Annotated in this window: 13 protein-coding genes; 8 read left to right on the forward strand and 5 right to left on the reverse strand. The window is 63.3% G+C overall.

Annotated features, from left to right (window positions below):
• Position 1: 1 nt before the first annotated feature.
• The 4 genes from garD to kdgD form a co-directional block, all read right to left on the reverse strand.
• Positions 2-1,558 carry a galactarate dehydratase gene (gene garD, locus ACN8M7_RS00145; RefSeq protein ID WP_490259364.1) on the reverse strand — a complete coding sequence of 519 codons (1,557 nt, stop codon included), beginning with the start codon at positions 1,556-1,558 and terminating at the stop codon, positions 2-4.
• Positions 1,559-1,580: 22 nt separating this feature from the next.
• Positions 1,581-2,921 (reverse strand): MFS transporter, encoded by a 1,341-nt coding sequence (locus ACN8M7_RS00150; RefSeq protein WP_490259365.1) that lies wholly within the window; start codon positions 2,919-2,921, stop codon positions 1,581-1,583.
• Positions 2,922-2,977: 56 nt separating this feature from the next.
• Entirely contained in the window at positions 2,978-4,327 is a 1,350-nt protein-coding gene (gene gudD / locus ACN8M7_RS00155; protein WP_061241889.1) for a glucarate dehydratase, read from the reverse strand.
• A 111-nt stretch (positions 4,328-4,438) separates the two neighbouring features.
• Positions 4,439-5,350 carry a 5-dehydro-4-deoxyglucarate dehydratase gene (gene kdgD / locus ACN8M7_RS00160; protein WP_061241891.1) on the reverse strand — a complete coding sequence of 304 codons (912 nt, stop codon included), beginning with the start codon at positions 5,348-5,350 and terminating at the stop codon, positions 4,439-4,441.
• A 327-nt stretch (positions 5,351-5,677) separates the two neighbouring features.
• Between kdgD and ACN8M7_RS00165 the strand changes: the two genes are divergently transcribed.
• From ACN8M7_RS00165 to ACN8M7_RS00190, 6 genes are all read left to right on the forward strand, one after another.
• Positions 5,678-5,842: a hypothetical protein gene (locus ACN8M7_RS00165; RefSeq protein WP_490259366.1), complete on the forward strand. Its 165-nt coding sequence runs from the start codon at positions 5,678-5,680 to the stop codon at positions 5,840-5,842.
• 56 nt (positions 5,843-5,898) lie between these two features.
• Positions 5,899-7,278 (forward strand): enolase C-terminal domain-like protein, encoded by a 1,380-nt coding sequence (locus ACN8M7_RS00170; protein ID WP_061241893.1) that lies wholly within the window; start codon positions 5,899-5,901, stop codon positions 7,276-7,278.
• Positions 7,279-7,312: 34 nt separating this feature from the next.
• Positions 7,313-8,290, forward strand: a complete 978-nt coding sequence (locus tag ACN8M7_RS00175; RefSeq protein ID WP_490259367.1) for a tripartite tricarboxylate transporter substrate binding protein — start codon at positions 7,313-7,315, stop codon at positions 8,288-8,290.
• Between the two features lie 66 nt (positions 8,291-8,356).
• Positions 8,357-8,863, forward strand: a complete 507-nt coding sequence (locus ACN8M7_RS00180) for a tripartite tricarboxylate transporter TctB family protein (RefSeq protein WP_490259368.1) — start codon at positions 8,357-8,359, stop codon at positions 8,861-8,863.
• Positions 8,864-8,872: 9 nt separating this feature from the next.
• Entirely contained in the window at positions 8,873-10,393 is a 1,521-nt protein-coding gene (locus ACN8M7_RS00185; protein ID WP_061241899.1) for a tripartite tricarboxylate transporter permease, read from the forward strand.
• Positions 10,394-10,575: 182 nt separating this feature from the next.
• Positions 10,576-11,835 carry a hypothetical protein gene (locus ACN8M7_RS00190; protein WP_490259369.1) on the forward strand — a complete coding sequence of 420 codons (1,260 nt, stop codon included), beginning with the start codon at positions 10,576-10,578 and terminating at the stop codon, positions 11,833-11,835.
• A 104-nt stretch (positions 11,836-11,939) separates the two neighbouring features.
• Here the strand turns inward: ACN8M7_RS00190 and ACN8M7_RS00195 are convergent, their stop codons facing one another.
• On the reverse strand, positions 11,940-13,094 hold the full coding sequence (locus ACN8M7_RS00195) for an L-talarate/galactarate dehydratase (protein WP_490259370.1): 1,155 nt from the start codon (positions 13,092-13,094) through the stop codon (positions 11,940-11,942).
• A 220-nt stretch (positions 13,095-13,314) separates the two neighbouring features.
• On the opposite strand from ACN8M7_RS00195, the gene ACN8M7_RS00200 reads away from it, so the two are divergent.
• A complete protein-coding gene (locus ACN8M7_RS00200; RefSeq protein WP_490259371.1) occupies positions 13,315-14,940 on the forward strand; it encodes a methyl-accepting chemotaxis protein in 1,626 nt (541 codons plus the stop codon).
• Positions 14,941-15,084: 144 nt separating this feature from the next.
• On the forward strand, positions 15,085-16,239 hold the full coding sequence (locus ACN8M7_RS00205; protein WP_490259372.1) for an efflux RND transporter periplasmic adaptor subunit: 1,155 nt from the start codon (positions 15,085-15,087) through the stop codon (positions 16,237-16,239).
• The last annotated feature ends 193 nt before the right edge of the window (positions 16,240-16,432 follow it).

The following is a 16,432-nucleotide window of genomic DNA, read 5'->3' on the forward strand; positions in this document are numbered from 1 at the left end:
CTCAGGTCACCGGCGCCGGGTTGAACAGCACCAGATCGTTGTGCAGGCGCAGGTGCTCGGCGCAGGTCTGCTTGCGCCCGCTGGCCACGTCCAAGTAGAGCTGGAAGATGTGCCAGCCCATTTGCTCCAGCGTCATGCGCCCGGAAACGATTTGCCCGGCATCGACGTCGATCAGATCCGGCCAGCGTTCGGCCAGCTGGGTACGTGTGGCCACCTTGATCACCGGCACCATGGACAGGCCATAAGGCGTGCCACGACCGGTGGTGAAGATGTGCAGGTTCATGCCCGCCGCCAGTTGCAAGGTGCCGCAGATGAAGTCGCTGGCCGGTGTGGCGCAGAACCACAGGCCCTTGCCACGAATGCGCTCGCCCGGCGCGACCACCCCCGCGATGGCGCTGTTGCCGGACTTGGCGATGGAGCCCATGGCCTTTTCGACGATGTTGTTCAGCCCGCCCTTCTTGTTGCCCGGCGTGGTGTTGGCGCTGCGGTCGGCCATGCCGCGCTGCAGGTAGCGGTCGTACCAGTCCATCTCGCGGATCAGTGCGTCGGCGACTTCGACGCTGGCGGTGCGCGGTGTGAGCAGGTGAATACCGTCACGCACCTCGGTGTTCTCGGAGAACATCACCGTGGCGCCGGCGCGTACCAGCAGGTCGGCAGCCACGCCGAGCGCCGGGTTCGCGGTAATACCGGAGAAGGCGTCGCTGCCGCCGCACTGCATGCCGACCACCAGTTCGGAGGCCGGCACGGTCTCGCGGCGGCGCTGATCGAGCACCTTCAGGCGCGCCTCGATCATGCCCATGATCTGCTCGACCATGCCGCTGAAACCGGTGCCGGAATCCTGCAGGCGGAACAGCCAGTCTTCCTCGTCCATGCCGTTGGTGAGCTGATCGCCATCCATCAACTGGCTGGCCTGCAGCTTCTCGCAACCGAGGCTGATCACCAGCGCCTGGCCGCCGAGGTTGGGGTTGCGGCTGATGTTGTACAGGGTGCGAATCGGCACCACGGCGTCCGGCGCGTTGATCGCCACGCCGCAGCCGTAGCTGTGCGACAACGCCACCACGTCATCGACGTTGGGGTAGTTGGGCAGCACTTCCTTGCGCACGCGCTCGACCACATGATCGAGCACGCCGACCACGCACTGCACGGTGGTGGTCACACCGAGGATGTTACGTGTGCCGACGCTGCCGTCCGGGTTGCGGAAGCCTTCGAAGCTGTAGCCGTCCAGCGGCTCGCCCGGCGCGGCCTGGATGGTCGCCTTGGGCAGGTTGTCCAGCACCGGCGGTTCGGGCATGCGCAGCACCTGTTCGGTGACCCAGCTGCCGGCGGCGATAGGGGTGAGCGCATAGCCGATCACCTCGCCATAACGCACCACCTCACCACCTTCGGCGATGTCGAGCAGCGCTACCTTGTGACTCTGTGGAATGCCTTCAATAGCCGTCAGGCCGTCGTCGAACTGGCCACCTGCGGCCACGCCCTGGTCATTGACCACCACGCCGACGTTGTCGCTCGGGTGCAGGCGAATGTAACGGGGCGAATCCTGATGGGGAATCAACTGCATGCTGCTTGCTCCTGTCATGCGTTCAGGATGCCGAGCCGGACGAGGCGCCAGAGGGGCCCTCGCCCAGTTCGACCCTGCGAATTTGGCCGACGATCAGACCGAAGCTGACCACCGCCAGCAGGGCATTGAGGCCAACGTAGACCAATGCCCCATCGAAAGAACCGCTATGGCTGACCAGGTAGCCAATGATGATCGGCGTGGTCACTGCCGCCAGATTGCCAAAGGTGTTGAACAGCCCCCCAGACAGGCCGAGGATCTGCCGTGGCGAGGTGTCGGCCACCAGCGTCCAGCCCAGCGAACCGAGGCCCTTGCCGAAGAAGGCCAGGGCCATCAGCGCCACCACGGCCGTATCACTGTCGACGAAGATGCACAGCACCACCGCGCTCGACAGCAGCAGGCCGAGCACCATCGGCAGCTTGCGCGCCAGGGTCAGCGAATGGCCGCGACGCAACATGCCGTCGGACAGCAGCCCGCCGAGCACACCACCGATGCAGCCACTGATGGCCGGCAGCGCAGCGGCGAAACCGGCGCCGAGAATGCTCATGCCGCGCGCCTGCACCAGATACACGGGGAACCAGGTGAGAAAGAAGTAGGTAATGGCGTTGTTGCAGTACTGGCCAAGGTAGATGCCGATCATGGTGCGCTGGCGCAGCAGCAGCCCCAGGTAACGCCACTGCGAACCGCCGCTACCACCGCGCTGCCCTTCCAGGTCGATCAACGCCCCGCCCTGTTCCAGGTGCGCCAGTTCGGACGCGCCGATGCGCGGGTGCTGACGCGGGCCGTGCAGTTGCTTGAGCCAGACGAGCGACAGCGCCAGGCCGAGACAACCGAGCACGATGAACACCGCTTGCCAGCCCATCGTCTGCACCACCCAGCCCATCAGCGGCGCGAACAGCGCTGTGGCGGCGTACTGCGCCGAGCTGGAGATGGCCGTGGCGGTGGCGCGCTCGGACGTGGGAAACCAGGAAGCGGTGATCCGCGCATTGCCGGGAAAGCACGGCGCACTGGCAAAGCCCACCAGCAAGCGCAGGAGGAACATCGAGGTCACCGCCCAGGTGCCCGGCAGCCAGCCGACGAAGCCCTGCAGCAGAGTCAGCGTCGACCAGATGAACAGCGCCAGGGTATACACCGGCTTGGTGCCGAAGCGGTCGAACAGCCAACCGCCGGGAATCTGCCCGATCACATAGGCCCAGCCGAACGCCGAGAAGATGTAGCCGAGCGTCACCGCGTCGATGCCCAGGCCGGCCTGCATCGCCGAACCGGCGACGGAGAGACTGGAGCGATCGGCGAAGGTGATGGTGGTGACCAGAAACAGCATCAGCAGAATGCGGTAGCGCACCCGACCTGGTTTGGCGTCCGGCATCGGTAAGACTCACGTATGGAAACGACAGGCCCGATGCACAGCACCGGGCCGCTGGATCACCGTACCAGGCAGGGCTTCTTGTTATTGAAGGTCCAACCAGGGATCAGGTACTGCATGGCAATCGCATCGTCACGCGCGCCCAGGCCCTTGGCCTGGTACAGCTCGTGCGCCTTGGCCAGCGCGTCCCAGTCCAACTCGACGCCGAGCCCCGGCGTCTTCGGCACCTGCACCAGGCCACCTTCGATGCGCAGCGGGTTGCGCGTCAGGTACTGACCGTCCTGCCAGATCCAGTGGGTGTCGATGGCGGTGACTCGCCCCGGCGCTGCGGCGGCGACATGGGTGAACATGGCCAGGGAAATGTCGAAGTGGTTGTTCGAGTGCGAGCCCCACGTCAGGCCCCAGTCGTTGCACATCTGCGCCACGCGCACGGAGCCGGCCATGGTCCAGAAGTGCGGATCGGCCAGCGGGATGTCCACCGATTGCAGGGAAATGGTGTGGCCCATCTGCCGCCAGTCGGTGGCGATCATGTTGGTCGCGGTCGGCAGGCCGGTGGCGCGGCGGAACTCGGCCATCACCTCACGGCCGCTGTAGCCGTTCTCGGCGCCGCACGGGTCTTCGGCATAGGCCAGTACACCATGCAGGTCGCGGCACAGGGCGATGGCCTGATCCAGCGACCAACCGCCATTGGGGTCGAGGGTCACGCGGGCATTCGGGAAACGCGCAGCCAGGGCACGAATCGCCTCGACCTCGGCCTCACCATGCAGCACACCGCCCTTGAGTTTGAAGTCGTTGAAGCCATAGCGCGCATGCGCGGCCTCGGCCTGGCGGACGATGGTTTCCGGGGTCAACGCGGTCTGATTGCGCACACGCTCCCAGGTGTCGTCGGCGTCGCGCTCATCGCGGTAGCCGAGATCGGTCTTGTCCTTGTCACCGACGAAGAACAGATAGCCGAGCATTTCCACCGCATCGCGCTGCTGGCCTTCGCCAAGCAGGGCCGCCACCGGCACACCGAGGTGCTGGCCGAGCAAATCGAGCAGCGCCGACTCCAGCGCGGTGACGGCATGGATGGTGATGCGCAGGTCGAAGGTCTGCAGGCCACGGCCGCCGGAATCGCGGTCGGCGAAGGCACGGCGCACCTGGTTGAGCAGCGCGTTGTAATTGCCGACCGGCTGGCCGACGAGAATCGAGCGGGCGTCTTCGAGGGTCTGGCGAATGCCCTCGCCGCCGGGGACTTCGCCGACACCGACGTGGCCGGCGCTGTCCTTGAGAATGAGGATGTTGCGGGTGAAGTAAGGGCCGTGGGCACCGCTCAGGTTGAGCAGCATGCTGTCGTGGCCGGCGACCGGCACGACTTGCAGCTCGGTGATCAGCGGAGTGCCGACAGCGGCAGGATTCTGTGAAGTCATGAGCGTTACCCTGTTGTTCTTATGCGGGTTCGACAATGGTGCAACCATGTCGCGCCCGGCCTGCCGGGGCGCGACTGCGCCGCTCGCCGAGGCGAGCGGCTATCTGCGCTGTTACTGCGCGCCTTGGGCTTCGATCAGCTTGGCCAGGGCTTCGTATTCGTCCGGCAGCAGATCGGTCAGCGGTGCACGTACCGGGCCGGCATCGTAACCGACGATCTTGGCGCCGGCCTTGACGATGCTCACCGCATAACCGGCCTTGCGGTTGCGGATGTCCAGGTACGGCAGGAAGAAATCGTCGATCAGCTTGCCAACGGTGGCGTGATCTTCCGCAGCGATGGCGCGGTAGAACGCCATGGCGGTTTTCGGGATGAAGTTGAACACGGCGGAGGAATACACCGGTACACCCAGCGCCCTGTAGGCAGCGGCATAGACTTCGGCGGTCGGCAGGCCGCCGAGGTAGGTCAGGCGCTCGCCCAGGCGGCGACGGATCGACACCATCAGCTCGATGTCACCCAGGCCGTCCTTGTAGCCGATCAGGTTCGGGCAACGCTCGGCCAGTTGCTCCAGCAGGTTGGCGTTGAGGCGGCAGACGTTACGGTTGTAGATCACCACGCCGATGTTCACCGACTTGCACACCTGCTCGACGTGAGCGGCAACACCGTCCTGCGAGGCTTCGGTCAGGTAGTGCGGCAGCAGCAGCAGGCCCTTGGCGCCGAGGCGCTCGGCTTCCTGTGCCATCTGGATGGCAACGCGGGTCGGGCCACCCACGCCGGCCAGGATAGGTACGGACTTCTCGCAGGTATCTACGGCGGTCTTGATCACGGCGCTGTACTCGTCCGGCGCCAGGGAGAAGAACTCGCCAGTACCACCGGCGGCGAACAGGGCGGAAGCACCATAAGGCGCCAGCCACTCGAGACGGCGCACGTAGCCCGCCGGGTTGAAATCACCGGCAGCATCGAAGTCGGTCACCGGGAAAGACAGCAGACCAGAGGAGAGGATGGACTTAAGTTCTTGTGGATTCATTATGCGAACACCCTGTAAAGCGAGTTGTGAGGAATGGCGTCAGCCGCAGCTGTAGAGATACGTTATCGTACAACAACAAAAAAAACACCAGTTTTTCTATCGTCCGTTCGTCGCAGTCTTTTCGCTGCGGCCAAGCCCGCCCGCAAAACCACCCCGCAGCGCCAAAGCTCAGCGTAGAGCAGGCCCCATCATGACGCCAGAAAATATGCCAGCGCAATCATCATCATTCATGAGCGGCGTTGACAGGCCAGGAACAGGCTGGTACTAATTTCACCAAGTCATACGACAACCTATGACATTCCAATAAAAACAAACGAGGCCCAGGTCATGTCACAGACCTTCACTGCCACCACCTGCTCTCGCCGCGTACTGCATTGCCGCGTTGCCAGCTTTGGTCAGGACAACGCCGCTTGCGCGAGCTTCGTTGCCGGCTTCGCCCCCGCTCTTGTCTGCTGCCGCCTGGATCGCCTGCTGATCCCGGTGCACGGCTGAACCGTCCCTTCGCCATTGCGGCCGAGGGCCGCACCAAGTCCGGAGCCCCTGCCAAGATGTCCAACACCCCTCAGATAGTCGACATGCAAGTCATCCCGGTCGCCGGACATGACAGCATGCTGCTCAACCTGTGCGGCGCCCATGCCCCCTACTTCACCCGCAACCTGGTGCTGCTCAAGGACAATGCAGGCCGCACCGGTTGTGGCGAAGTCCCTGGTGGCGAAGGTATCCGCCAGGCGTTGGAGCGCTGTCGCGAGCTGGTGATCGGCCAATCGGTCGGCCGCTACAACCACGTGCTCAATCGCCTGCGCCAGGCCATCGCGGGGCCGGCCAAGGGGCCACAGACCACCCAGCATCAGGTCACGTCCGAATCCGAAGCACGGGTGCTCAAGCAACCGCACGAAATCAACCTGCGCCTGGACAACGTGATCACTGCGGTCGAAGCCGCCCTGCTCGACCTGCTCGGCCAGCATCTCGACGTGCCGGTGGCCGAACTGCTCGGCAGCGGCCAGCAGCGCGACAGCGTGCCGATGCTCGCTTACCTCTTCTATATAGGTGAGCGCCAGCGTACCGACCTACCCTACCTCGCCGGCAAGGGCTCGCACGATGACTGGTATCACCTGCGCCACCAGGCCGCGCTGACGCCCGCGGCCATCGCTCGCCTGGCCGAAGCCGCGCATGCGCGCTATGGCTTCAACGACTTCAAGCTCAAGGGCGGCGTGATGCGCGGTGCCGAGGAAATGGACGCGATCCGTGCAATCAAGGCGCGCTTCCCCAATGCGCGCGTCACCCTCGACCCCAATGGCGCCTGGTCGCTGGACGAGGCTATCGCCCTGTGCCAGGGCCAAGGTCATGTATTGGCCTACGCCGAAGACCCCTGCGGCCCGGAAAACGGCTACTCGGGCCGCGAGGTGATGGCCGAGTTCAAGCGCGCCACCGGCATTCCCACCGCTACCAACATGGTCGCCACCGACTGGCGGCAGATGGGCCACTCGCTGCGCCTGGAAGCCGTCGACATTCCGCTGGCCGACCCACACTTCTGGACCATGCAGGGCGCCGTGCGCCTCGGCCAGGTGTGCGAAGAATTCGGCCTGACCTGGGGTTCGCATTCGAACAACCATTTCGACATTTCCCTGGCCATGTTCACCCATGCCGCCGCTGCCGTACCGGGCCGCGTCACGGCCATCGACACCCACTGGATCTGGCAGGAAGGCGAAGAGCGCCTGACCCGCGAGCCGCTGCAGATCAGCGCTGGCCAGGTACAGGTTGCCGACAGGCCCGGCCTCGGTATCGAGCCGGACATGGAGCGGATCATGGCCGCTCACGAGCTTTACAAGAAGGTGGCAAGCGGCGCGCGTGACGACGCCATGGCCATGCAGTACCTGGTTCCGGGTTGGCAATATCACCCGAAACGTCCCAGCCTCGGCCGCGACTGACTCGCGCGGCTTTCATCCCAACCGGAGTATTCCAATGAAAAAAACATTCCGCGCCTCCCTCCTTTCCGCTGTCGTCGGTATCGGTGCCCTGGTCAGCAGCGCTGCCACGTTCGCCGATGAGGTCAAATGGCCGACGCGGCCGATCCAGGTGGTGGTGATCGCCAACCCTGGCGGTGACACAGATTTCAATGCCCGCATGATGGCCAAGTACTTCAACGAGATCACCGGCAAGACCATGGTGGTGACCAACGTCGCAGGCGGCGGTGGCACCCTGGCGGCCGAGCAGGTCAAGGGCGCAGCAGCGGATGGCAACACCATCCTTTTCACCCACCCGGGCCAACTGATCGTCAACGAAGTCGCCGGTCTGACCGAAGACAGCTTCAATACCTTCGACGTCGCCTGCATCGCCGGCGTCGACAAGAGCACCGTGTTCGTCGCCTCCAAACAGTCCGGCGTGACCAGCATGAAAGACCTGGTCGACAAGTCCAAAGCCAACCCGGGCAGCATCACCTACGGCACCGAGATGGGCAGCTTCTCCCACCTGCAAGGCCTGATGCTGGAGAAACTCACCGGCGCCAAGCTGAAGATGGTCGACGGCGGCACCGTCTCCGACCGCGTGGTCGGCATGCTCGGCGGCCGCCTGGACATGGGCGCCATCACCTATGGTTCGGTACAGGACTACGTTCAGGGTGGGCAGATGGTCGCACTGGGCCAGCCTAACGCCGAGCGCAACCCCATGATTGGCGATGTACCGACCCTCAAGGAGCAGGGCCTGGATATCACCATGGACAAGCCTTACGTCGTGGCCTTCCCGAAAGGCACCGATCCGGCGATCGTGGAAAAGATGTCCGCCATCATGAAGCAGATCACCGAGCAGCCCGGCTACGCCGAAGACCTGAAGAAATTCAAACAGCCAGTCGCCTTCTTCGGCACCGAAGAGGCCAAGCAGATTCTGGCCAAGACCCGCGAAGACTTCATGCAGTTCAAGGATGAGCTGCGCAAGGCCAAGTAAGCCACAACGCAGCGCCGGCCCGATCGACTTGGGCCGGCGCTGCACCTCAGAACATCGAGGTACGCGATGAACACCCTCAACAAGAAAGAACTGATCATCGGCATCGCCATGCTCGGTGCGAGCCTTGCCTACCTGCTCGCGGCGCAGCAGTTGCCCGGGCATGACGGCGTCGATGCGGCCACCGTGCCCAAGCTGCTGGCCGGACTGCTGTCTCTACTGGGCGTGATGCAGCTGGTCAGCGCCTTTGCCAGACCCAAGGCGGCGACCGAACCCGCAAGCCCGGCAACGGCAGACGCCGAAGAGCCGAGCGCCGATGTCGTCGAACCGAAGACCGTCATCAAGACACTTGGCCTGATCCTCGGCTACATGGCCCTGCTCGGCCCTGTGGGCTTCCCGATCATGACCGTGGTTTACCTGTATCTGCAGTTCCTCGTGCTGACCCCGGCGAACCAGAAAGCCAGGCACCTGACCTACCTGTTGATCGCCGTCACCTGCTCTGCGCTCATCTTCCTGCTGTTCCGCGAGGCCTTCGACCTGTTGCTGCCCGCTGGTCTGCTGAACAACTTCCTCTGAGGATCGACCATGCTCGAATTACTACAGCAAGGCTTCGGTGCCGTCTTCTCATTGCACATTCTGATGCTGATGGCCGTCGGTGTGGCCATGGGCATCGTCTTCGGCGCCGTGCCCGGCCTGTCGGCCACCATGGCCGTGGCGCTGTGCCTGCCGCTGACCTTCACCATGGGCCCGCAGGCGGGCCTGTCGCTACTGGTGGCGCTGTTCATCGGCGCCACGTCCGGAGGTTTGATCTCGGCGATCCTGCTGAAGATTCCGGGTACGCCCTCCTCCATCGCCACGGTGTTCGATGGCGGCCCGCTGATGGAACAGGGCCACGGGGTCAAGGCTCTCGGCGTCGGCATCGTGTTTTCCTTTCTCGGCACCATCTTCAGCATCGTCGCGCTGATGTTCATCGCCCCGCAGCTGGCCAAGGTCGCCCTGAGCTTCGGTCCGCATGAGTACTTCGCCATCGCCATATTCTCCCTGACCCTGATCGCCACCCTGTCGGCCGGGTCCATGGTCAAGGGCCTGTTCGCCGGTGCGCTGGGCATCGCCGTGTCCACCGTGGGCATCGCCCCGGTAGAGGCCGTGCGCCGCTTCACCTTCGGCGTCAGCGAGCTCAATGGCGGCTTCTCCATGCTCACGGTGATGATCGGCATGTTCGCCGTCGCCGAGATCATCAAGCTGGCCGAAACCGGTCGCCATGCCGTGCAGGGCAAGGCCCGATCGGTGAGCATGAAGAACATCAAGGGCTTCGGTTTCTCGCTCAAGGAGTTCCGCGAGCAGCTGCCCAACGCCGGTCGCTCCGGCCTGATCGGCCTGGGTATCGGCATCCTCCCGGGCATCGGCGCCGGCACCTCCAACCTGGTGTCCTACATCATCGCCAAGAAGCGCGCCAAGGACGGCCACACCTATGGCAAGGGCAACATCGGCGGCGTGGTCGCCAGCGAAACGGCCAACAACGCCGGTATCGGCGGCGCCATGATGCCGCTGATGACCCTGGGCATTCCCGGCGACACCGTCACCGCGATCATGCTCGGCGGTTTTTTGATCCACGGCATCCAGCCCGGCCCGCTGCTGTTCATCAGCCAGGGGCCGCTGGTGTACACCATCTTCGCCGCGCTGATCGTCGCCACCTGCATGATGCTGTTCATGGAGTTCTACGGCCTGCGCCTGTTCATCAAGCTGCTCGACGTACCCAAGCACATCCTCCTGCCAATCATCCTGGTGCTCTGCGTGGTCGGTGCCTTCGGTCTGTCCAGCCGCCTGTTCGACGTCTGGTCGATCCTGCTGTTCGGCCTGCTCGGCTACGGCTTCGTCAAGGCGGGCATGCCGGCGGCGCCATTCATCATCGGCTTCATCCTCGGGCCGATGGCGGAAACCAACCTGCGCCGGGGCCTGATGCTGTCGGACGGCAGCTTCGCCGACTTCTTCACCAACCCCATCGCCGGCACCTTCCTCGGCATGGCAGTGGTGTTCGTGCTCTGGCAGGTATTCAGTGCGCTGCGTCCCAAGCCCAGTGCGATCAACGAGATCCTGCGTACCTGACATGTTTCATGAAAACAGTGGACCGCTAGTGCGGCCTACTGTTTTAGCCTTGCATCGCCCCCAGACGATGACGCCCCACACGCAGATAACCGGAACAGGCCGTGTTGTTTGGAAACAGGCAGCATCGGATAATGCCGCCAGAGTAAAAACGCTCCCAATCGAAGATATGGAAAGTCTGTTCGATGAAACTCGCAAACCGCACTACTCTTCTTGCCTCAAGCCTGCTGCTGTCCCTCACCGTACATGCCAGCGATAACGAGCTGTCCGATACGCTCAAAGCATTCACCCACTGTGACGCCAGCTTCTTCTCAAGCATTCAAGCCCACAGCAATGCCTGGGAACAATACGTACCACTCAAGCTTGCAGGCGAGGTTGCCTGGATTGCAGTTGAAAACCGAGCCCGTCGCTCGGAGAACTCTGTCCCAGTGCGCAATGCGCCAGAGGTCGCCGGCATAAAGCTGCTGTCCTACTCAGACGAAAGCTCTGACCTCGGAACCATGGGGTACTACTTATTCTGGGGCTTCATCGCAGAAGGCAGCGCAAAGGAAATCGCGCAAAATCTCGGCAAACTGATGGAACACCCCGAACGCTTGCAACTACTTGGCACGACTTACGTTCGTAGCGAAATCAAAGATGGCAATCGCTGGCAGATGGTACCGCCAATTCCCGGAGCCCCTGGAACCAAGCGATTGGAGCGAGTGCTGCTGATCGAGCCAGTAAGTGGGCAGAGTTCCCGAACCCGTATCACCTGCTCCCTGCAAGGAGCCGTCGATGCCGCAACCATCGCAGAATTGCGCCCGGACATTCCAGCGGCTGACTATCCCCAGGAAGTGCCTGATACCGCAATAGACAGTGTGTCGTTACCGGTAAACCTGACCAAAACAATTGACTCTCCTCTCCTGCAACCCAAGTTCAAGTCCTTGCGCTATACGTATACATCGACGAAAAAAGGTACAAACAAAACCTCTACAGTATCGATAGCACTCGATGCTGAAGGCTCGCTATTGAGAAAGACGGAAACTTACAGCAAGACATTTCATGTAGACCGCCTCGTCATAGCAGACCTGATCCAACTGAAAGCAAAGATGAACGGCATAGGTGTCAACAACGTACTCGTGACTCAAGAGCTGGACGCTGTGATCCCTGCAAGCTGGAGCACTGGCCAAATCTTGAGCGCAAGAATGCGTAGAGAGTACGTTCCCAAAACGCCCCAAGACGAAGCCTCGGAGGCCTTTCTGGAATGCAAGGTAGGAGGCCGCTTTCCTGCCCGCCAAGTATTCGAATCGCTCTCTGGAGACGCCATCGAACTCGAGTGCAGTCAAGGAGACTACCGGACCACTCAGGCCTTCATCGAGGATCTCGGTATAGCCATGACACTGAAGTCGATTTCGGGCTCAGATGAGGACGATTACAAGATCACCTCTCTGGCGCTCACTCGCTGACAGGATCTCCGATTCGAGGTCCAGCTTGTTTGTAGCAAGCATTCGAGCACGTTCAACCAGAGGAGGGACGCCAGAACATTTGGCGCCCCCTCTGTCCGGCATGATCAGGCGCGCTTGCCAACTTCCGCCTGCTGCACCGTCCAACCGGCGACCTGTTCGCTCAGGCTCAGGCCAAGCCCCGGACGGGTCGGCACCAGCATGCGCCCGTCACGGATTTCCAGGCGCTCGTTGAACAGCGGCTCCAGCCACTCGAAATGCTCGACCCAGGGCTCACGCGTATGGCTGGCGGCCAGGTGCACGTGCAGCTCCATGGCGAAGTGTGGCGCCAGGGTCATGCCGGCCTGCTCGGCCAGGGTCTGCACGCGCAGGTAAGGCGTGATGCCACCGAGGCGTGGCGCATCCGGCATGAGGAAGTCGGCACCGCGCTGGCGGATGAACTCCCAGTGCTCGGCCGGGCTGGTGAGCATCTCGCCGGTGGCGATCGGTGTATCGAACAGGCGCGCCAACTCGGCGTGACCCTCGGCGTCGTAGCAGTCCAGCGGCTCCTCGATCCAGATCAGGTCGAAGGGCTCCAGACGCCGACACATGCGCCGCGCGGTCGCCCGATCCCACTGCTGGTTGGCATCGACCATCAGCGCGAAGCTCTCGCCCAGGTGTTCACGCACCCTGCTGACGCGGTGAATATCCAGCGCCCAGTCGGGCTGGCCGACCTTGAGCTTGATGCCGCCGATACCCTTTTCGCGGGAGAGGTCGGTGTTCTTCAGCAGTTGCTCAAGCGGCGTATGCAGGAAGCCGCCGGAGGTGTTGTAGCAACGCACCGAATCGCGGTGGCTGCCGAGCAGGCGCGCCAGCGACAGCCCGGCGCGACGTGCCTTGAGGTCCCACAGGGCGACGTCGAAGGCGCCGATGGCCTGGGTCGCCAGGCCGCTACGACCAACCGAGGCGCCGGCCCAGCACAGCTTGTCCCAGAGCTTGGCGATATCGCTGGGGTTCTCGCCGATCAGGTTCGGCGCCACTTCCACAGCATGGGCGAACTGGCCGGGGCCACCAGCGCGCTTGGAATAGCTGAAGCCCAGGCCACGATGACCGTCACGGGTTTCGATCTCGGCGATCAGGATGGCGATCTCGGTCATCGGCTTCTGCCGGCCGGTGAGTACCTTGGCATCGCTGATCGGGTTGGCCAGTGGCAGGGCTACCGAACGCAGGCTCAGCCAGGCAATGCGATCGTCGTCGGCGCGTAGGGTGGCGTGATCAGTCATGACGTCTTCCTCGTGATGAACTCGGCACCCTCTGGGCCGCCGAAAATGGACAACCCGAGCCAGATTAAGATGATTGCGCAATCATTCAAGCATCAGAATCTTCTACTGCTCTCTGACTCATCAGCACTGCGACAACTCATCTAGACATTTCACAAATCTGCAACATTTGCCAACTACGCTGAATATGTCCCGCTCCGCCTGACCTCCGAGGCACCTCATCATGTTCCTGCAAAAATCCCTGCGCGCGCAGATTCTCACCCTGCTCGGTGGCAGCCTGGCGCTGATCCTGGTCACCGCCCTGGCCTGCTTCAGCTTTCTCTCCAGCGGCATTCAGTCCTATCGCGGCCTGCTCGACGGCCCGGTGGAATCCTCACGCCTGATCGACGCGGCCAATGTGGAGTTCAAGATCCAGGTACAGGAGTGGAAGAACGTTCTGCTGCGAGGCCAGGACAGCGCCAACCTGCAGCGCTACTGGAGTCAGTTCGAAGAACAGGAGCGCAAGGTGCAGGACACCCTCGGCAAACTGGCTCAGGTAGCCGCTGCCGACCCTGCCCTGAAACAGCAGGTCGAGCGCCTGCGCAGCGAACACCGGGCCCTCGGTGCCAACTATCGCAAAGGCCGGGATGCCTTCGTCGCCGCTGGCGCCGATGCCAAGGCCGGCGACGCGGCGGTAAAAGGTATCGACCGCGACGCCAGCGAGCAGATGACGGCACTGGTCGAGCAACTGCGGCAAAACAGCCTGAGCCAGGCCGAGCAGATCAACGCCAACGCCGCTCGCACCATTCTTGGCGGCACCATCGTGATGCTCTGCGCCGCGCTGGTCATCGCCGTGTTCAGCCTGTGGCTGGTCAACCGCAACCTGATCATCCCCATTCGCCACCTGATCGGTCACGTCGATCAGCTCAGCCATGGCCAGTTCGGTCAACGCGTGGAGAGCACCCGCCAGGATGAACTGGGCCTGCTCGCTCGCGCCGCCAACAAGTTGCGTGACTTTCTCGCCAGCACCAGCGAGCGCCTGCACCACAGCACGCAGAATCTCGACAACGCCAGCAGCGAGCTGAACGCCATCGCCTCGCGCATGACCGAAGGCGTCAGCGAGCAGTTCGAACGTACCGACCAGGTCGCCACGGCCATGCACGAGATGTCCGCCACTGCTCAGGAAGTGGCCCGTCACGCCGCCGATGCCGCCCACGCCGCCAACGATGCCGACGACTCTGCACGCCAGGGCGGTGCGGTGATGCAGTCGACCATCGCCACCATCACCGACATTCGCGGCGAGATCGCCAATACCGCCGAAGTGATCCGTCGCCTGGAAAGCGACAGCGGCCGTATCGGCAAGGTGCTCGAAGTGATCCGTGGGATTGCCGAGCAGACCAACCTGCTAGCCCTCAACGCGGCCATCGAAGCTGCCCGCGCCGGCGAGCAAGGCCGAGGCTTCGCCGTGGTCGCCGATGAGGTGCGTCATCTGGCGCAGCGCACGGCCGAGTCCACCGCGGAGATCAATCAGATCATCGACACCGTGCAAATGGGCGCCCTCAATGCCGTGCGCGCCATCGAAAGCGGCCAGCAGCGCAGCGAACAGGGGGTCACCCAGGTCACCGAAGCAGGTGCCATGCTGCAGCGCATCACCGAAGCGGTGGAAGCGATCCGCGACATGAACCAGCAAATCGCCACCGCCGCCGAAGAGCAAACGTCGGTGGCCGAGGATATCTCGCGCAACCTCACCGAGCTGACGGCCATCGCCAGCGCCAATCAGGACAACGTCGAACGCACGCAACTGGCCAGCCGCAATCTGCACGAGATGTCCGGAGAACTGGGCGAAGTCACCCGTCGTCTGGGCTCCTGAGCCCATTGGCCAGCCGGCACAGGGAGGCGCCGGGCAGGCGGTAAGGCTGAGGCACACAAGGCGCTTTGACAGCGACTGCAACTGGCACTAAGGTTCCTCTCTTGCCTATTCCCAGGCCCCTCCCGCTTGCCAAGGAAACGGAATATGTTGCTCCGTCGCATGCTCATCATGCTCGGCGTGGTACTCGTCGTGGTACTCGCTCTCGCCGGCTATAAAGGCTTCTCCATCTACCAGCAGATCCAGATGTTCTCGGCCCCGCAGCCGGCCATCAGCGTTTCTGCCGCGCATGCCGAAGAGCAGCCATGGCAGAGCCGCCTGCCAGCCATCGGCACGCTCAAGGCGTTTCAGGGCGTGGATCTGGCCGCAGAGGTCGAAGGTATCGTGCGCGAGGTGATGTTCGAGTCGGGGCAAAAGGTGACCCAGGGTCAAGCGCTGATCCAGCTCGACAGCGAAGTGGAACGCGCCAGCCTGGCCACCGCCGAAGCCGAGCGCAGCCTGGCGCAGATCGAGTATGAGCGCGGGCGCAGCCTGGTCAGCCGCTCGAACATTTCCAAGAGCGAGTTCGATCGCCTGGCCTCGGCCCTGCAAAAAGCCACGGCCAGCGCTGCCCAACTCAAGGCGCAACTGGACAAGAAGCGCATCAACGCGCCCTTCGCCGGCACCATCGGCATTCGCCAGGTAGACACCGGCGACTACCTCTCGCCGGGCGCCACCATCGCCACCTTGCAGGACCTGTCGCACCTGCACGTCGACTTCTTCCTGCCGGAGCAGCGCGCGCCGCAGCTTCAGGTCGGCCAGCCGGTGCGCCTGAGCGTCGCCGCCTACCCCGACGAGCAGTTCGAAGGCCGCATCGCCGCGATCAACCCCAAGGTGGAAAACGAGACCCGCAACCTGCAGGTGCGCGCCACCCTGAGCAACCCGGACGAGAAGCTGCTGCCCGGCATGTTCGCCAACCTGGAGGTGCTGCTGCCCGATGACCGACCGCAGATCGTGGTGCCGGAAACCGCCATCACCTACACCCTCTATGGCAACTCGGTGTACGTGGTGACGGAAAAGCAGGGCGAGGACGGCAAGACGGTCAAGGACGAAAAAGGCACGGCCCAGTTGACCGTCGAGCGGCGCTTCGTCGAGACCGGCGAGCGCCGTGCCGGCCGCGTGGTGATCAGCAAGGGCCTGAAGGCCGGCGAGCAGGTGGTCACCTCCGGCCAGCTCAAGCTGGACAACGGTGCCCACGTCGTCATCGTCGCCGACCCGGCGCTGCAGCTCGAAACAGACGAAGCGGCCGACGCCACGCAGTAACGTTCGCGTCCAGTTGTAATGTTGTTCAACTAAGCGTCGACCAAGCGCGATTAGTCCCCTCGCCCCTCAGGGGAGAGGGTCAGGGAGAGGGGAAACGGGCCATTACCTGGTGCTTCCGGCCCTCTCCCCCAGCCCCTCCTCCATAAATGGGAGAGGGGAGCAAAACGCGCGCAACTGCTGATAGACAGGCCGC

The organism is Pseudomonas spartinae (genome assembly GCF_965197125.1).
Lineage (GTDB): Bacteria > Pseudomonadota > Gammaproteobacteria > Pseudomonadales > Pseudomonadaceae > Aquipseudomonas > Aquipseudomonas composti_A.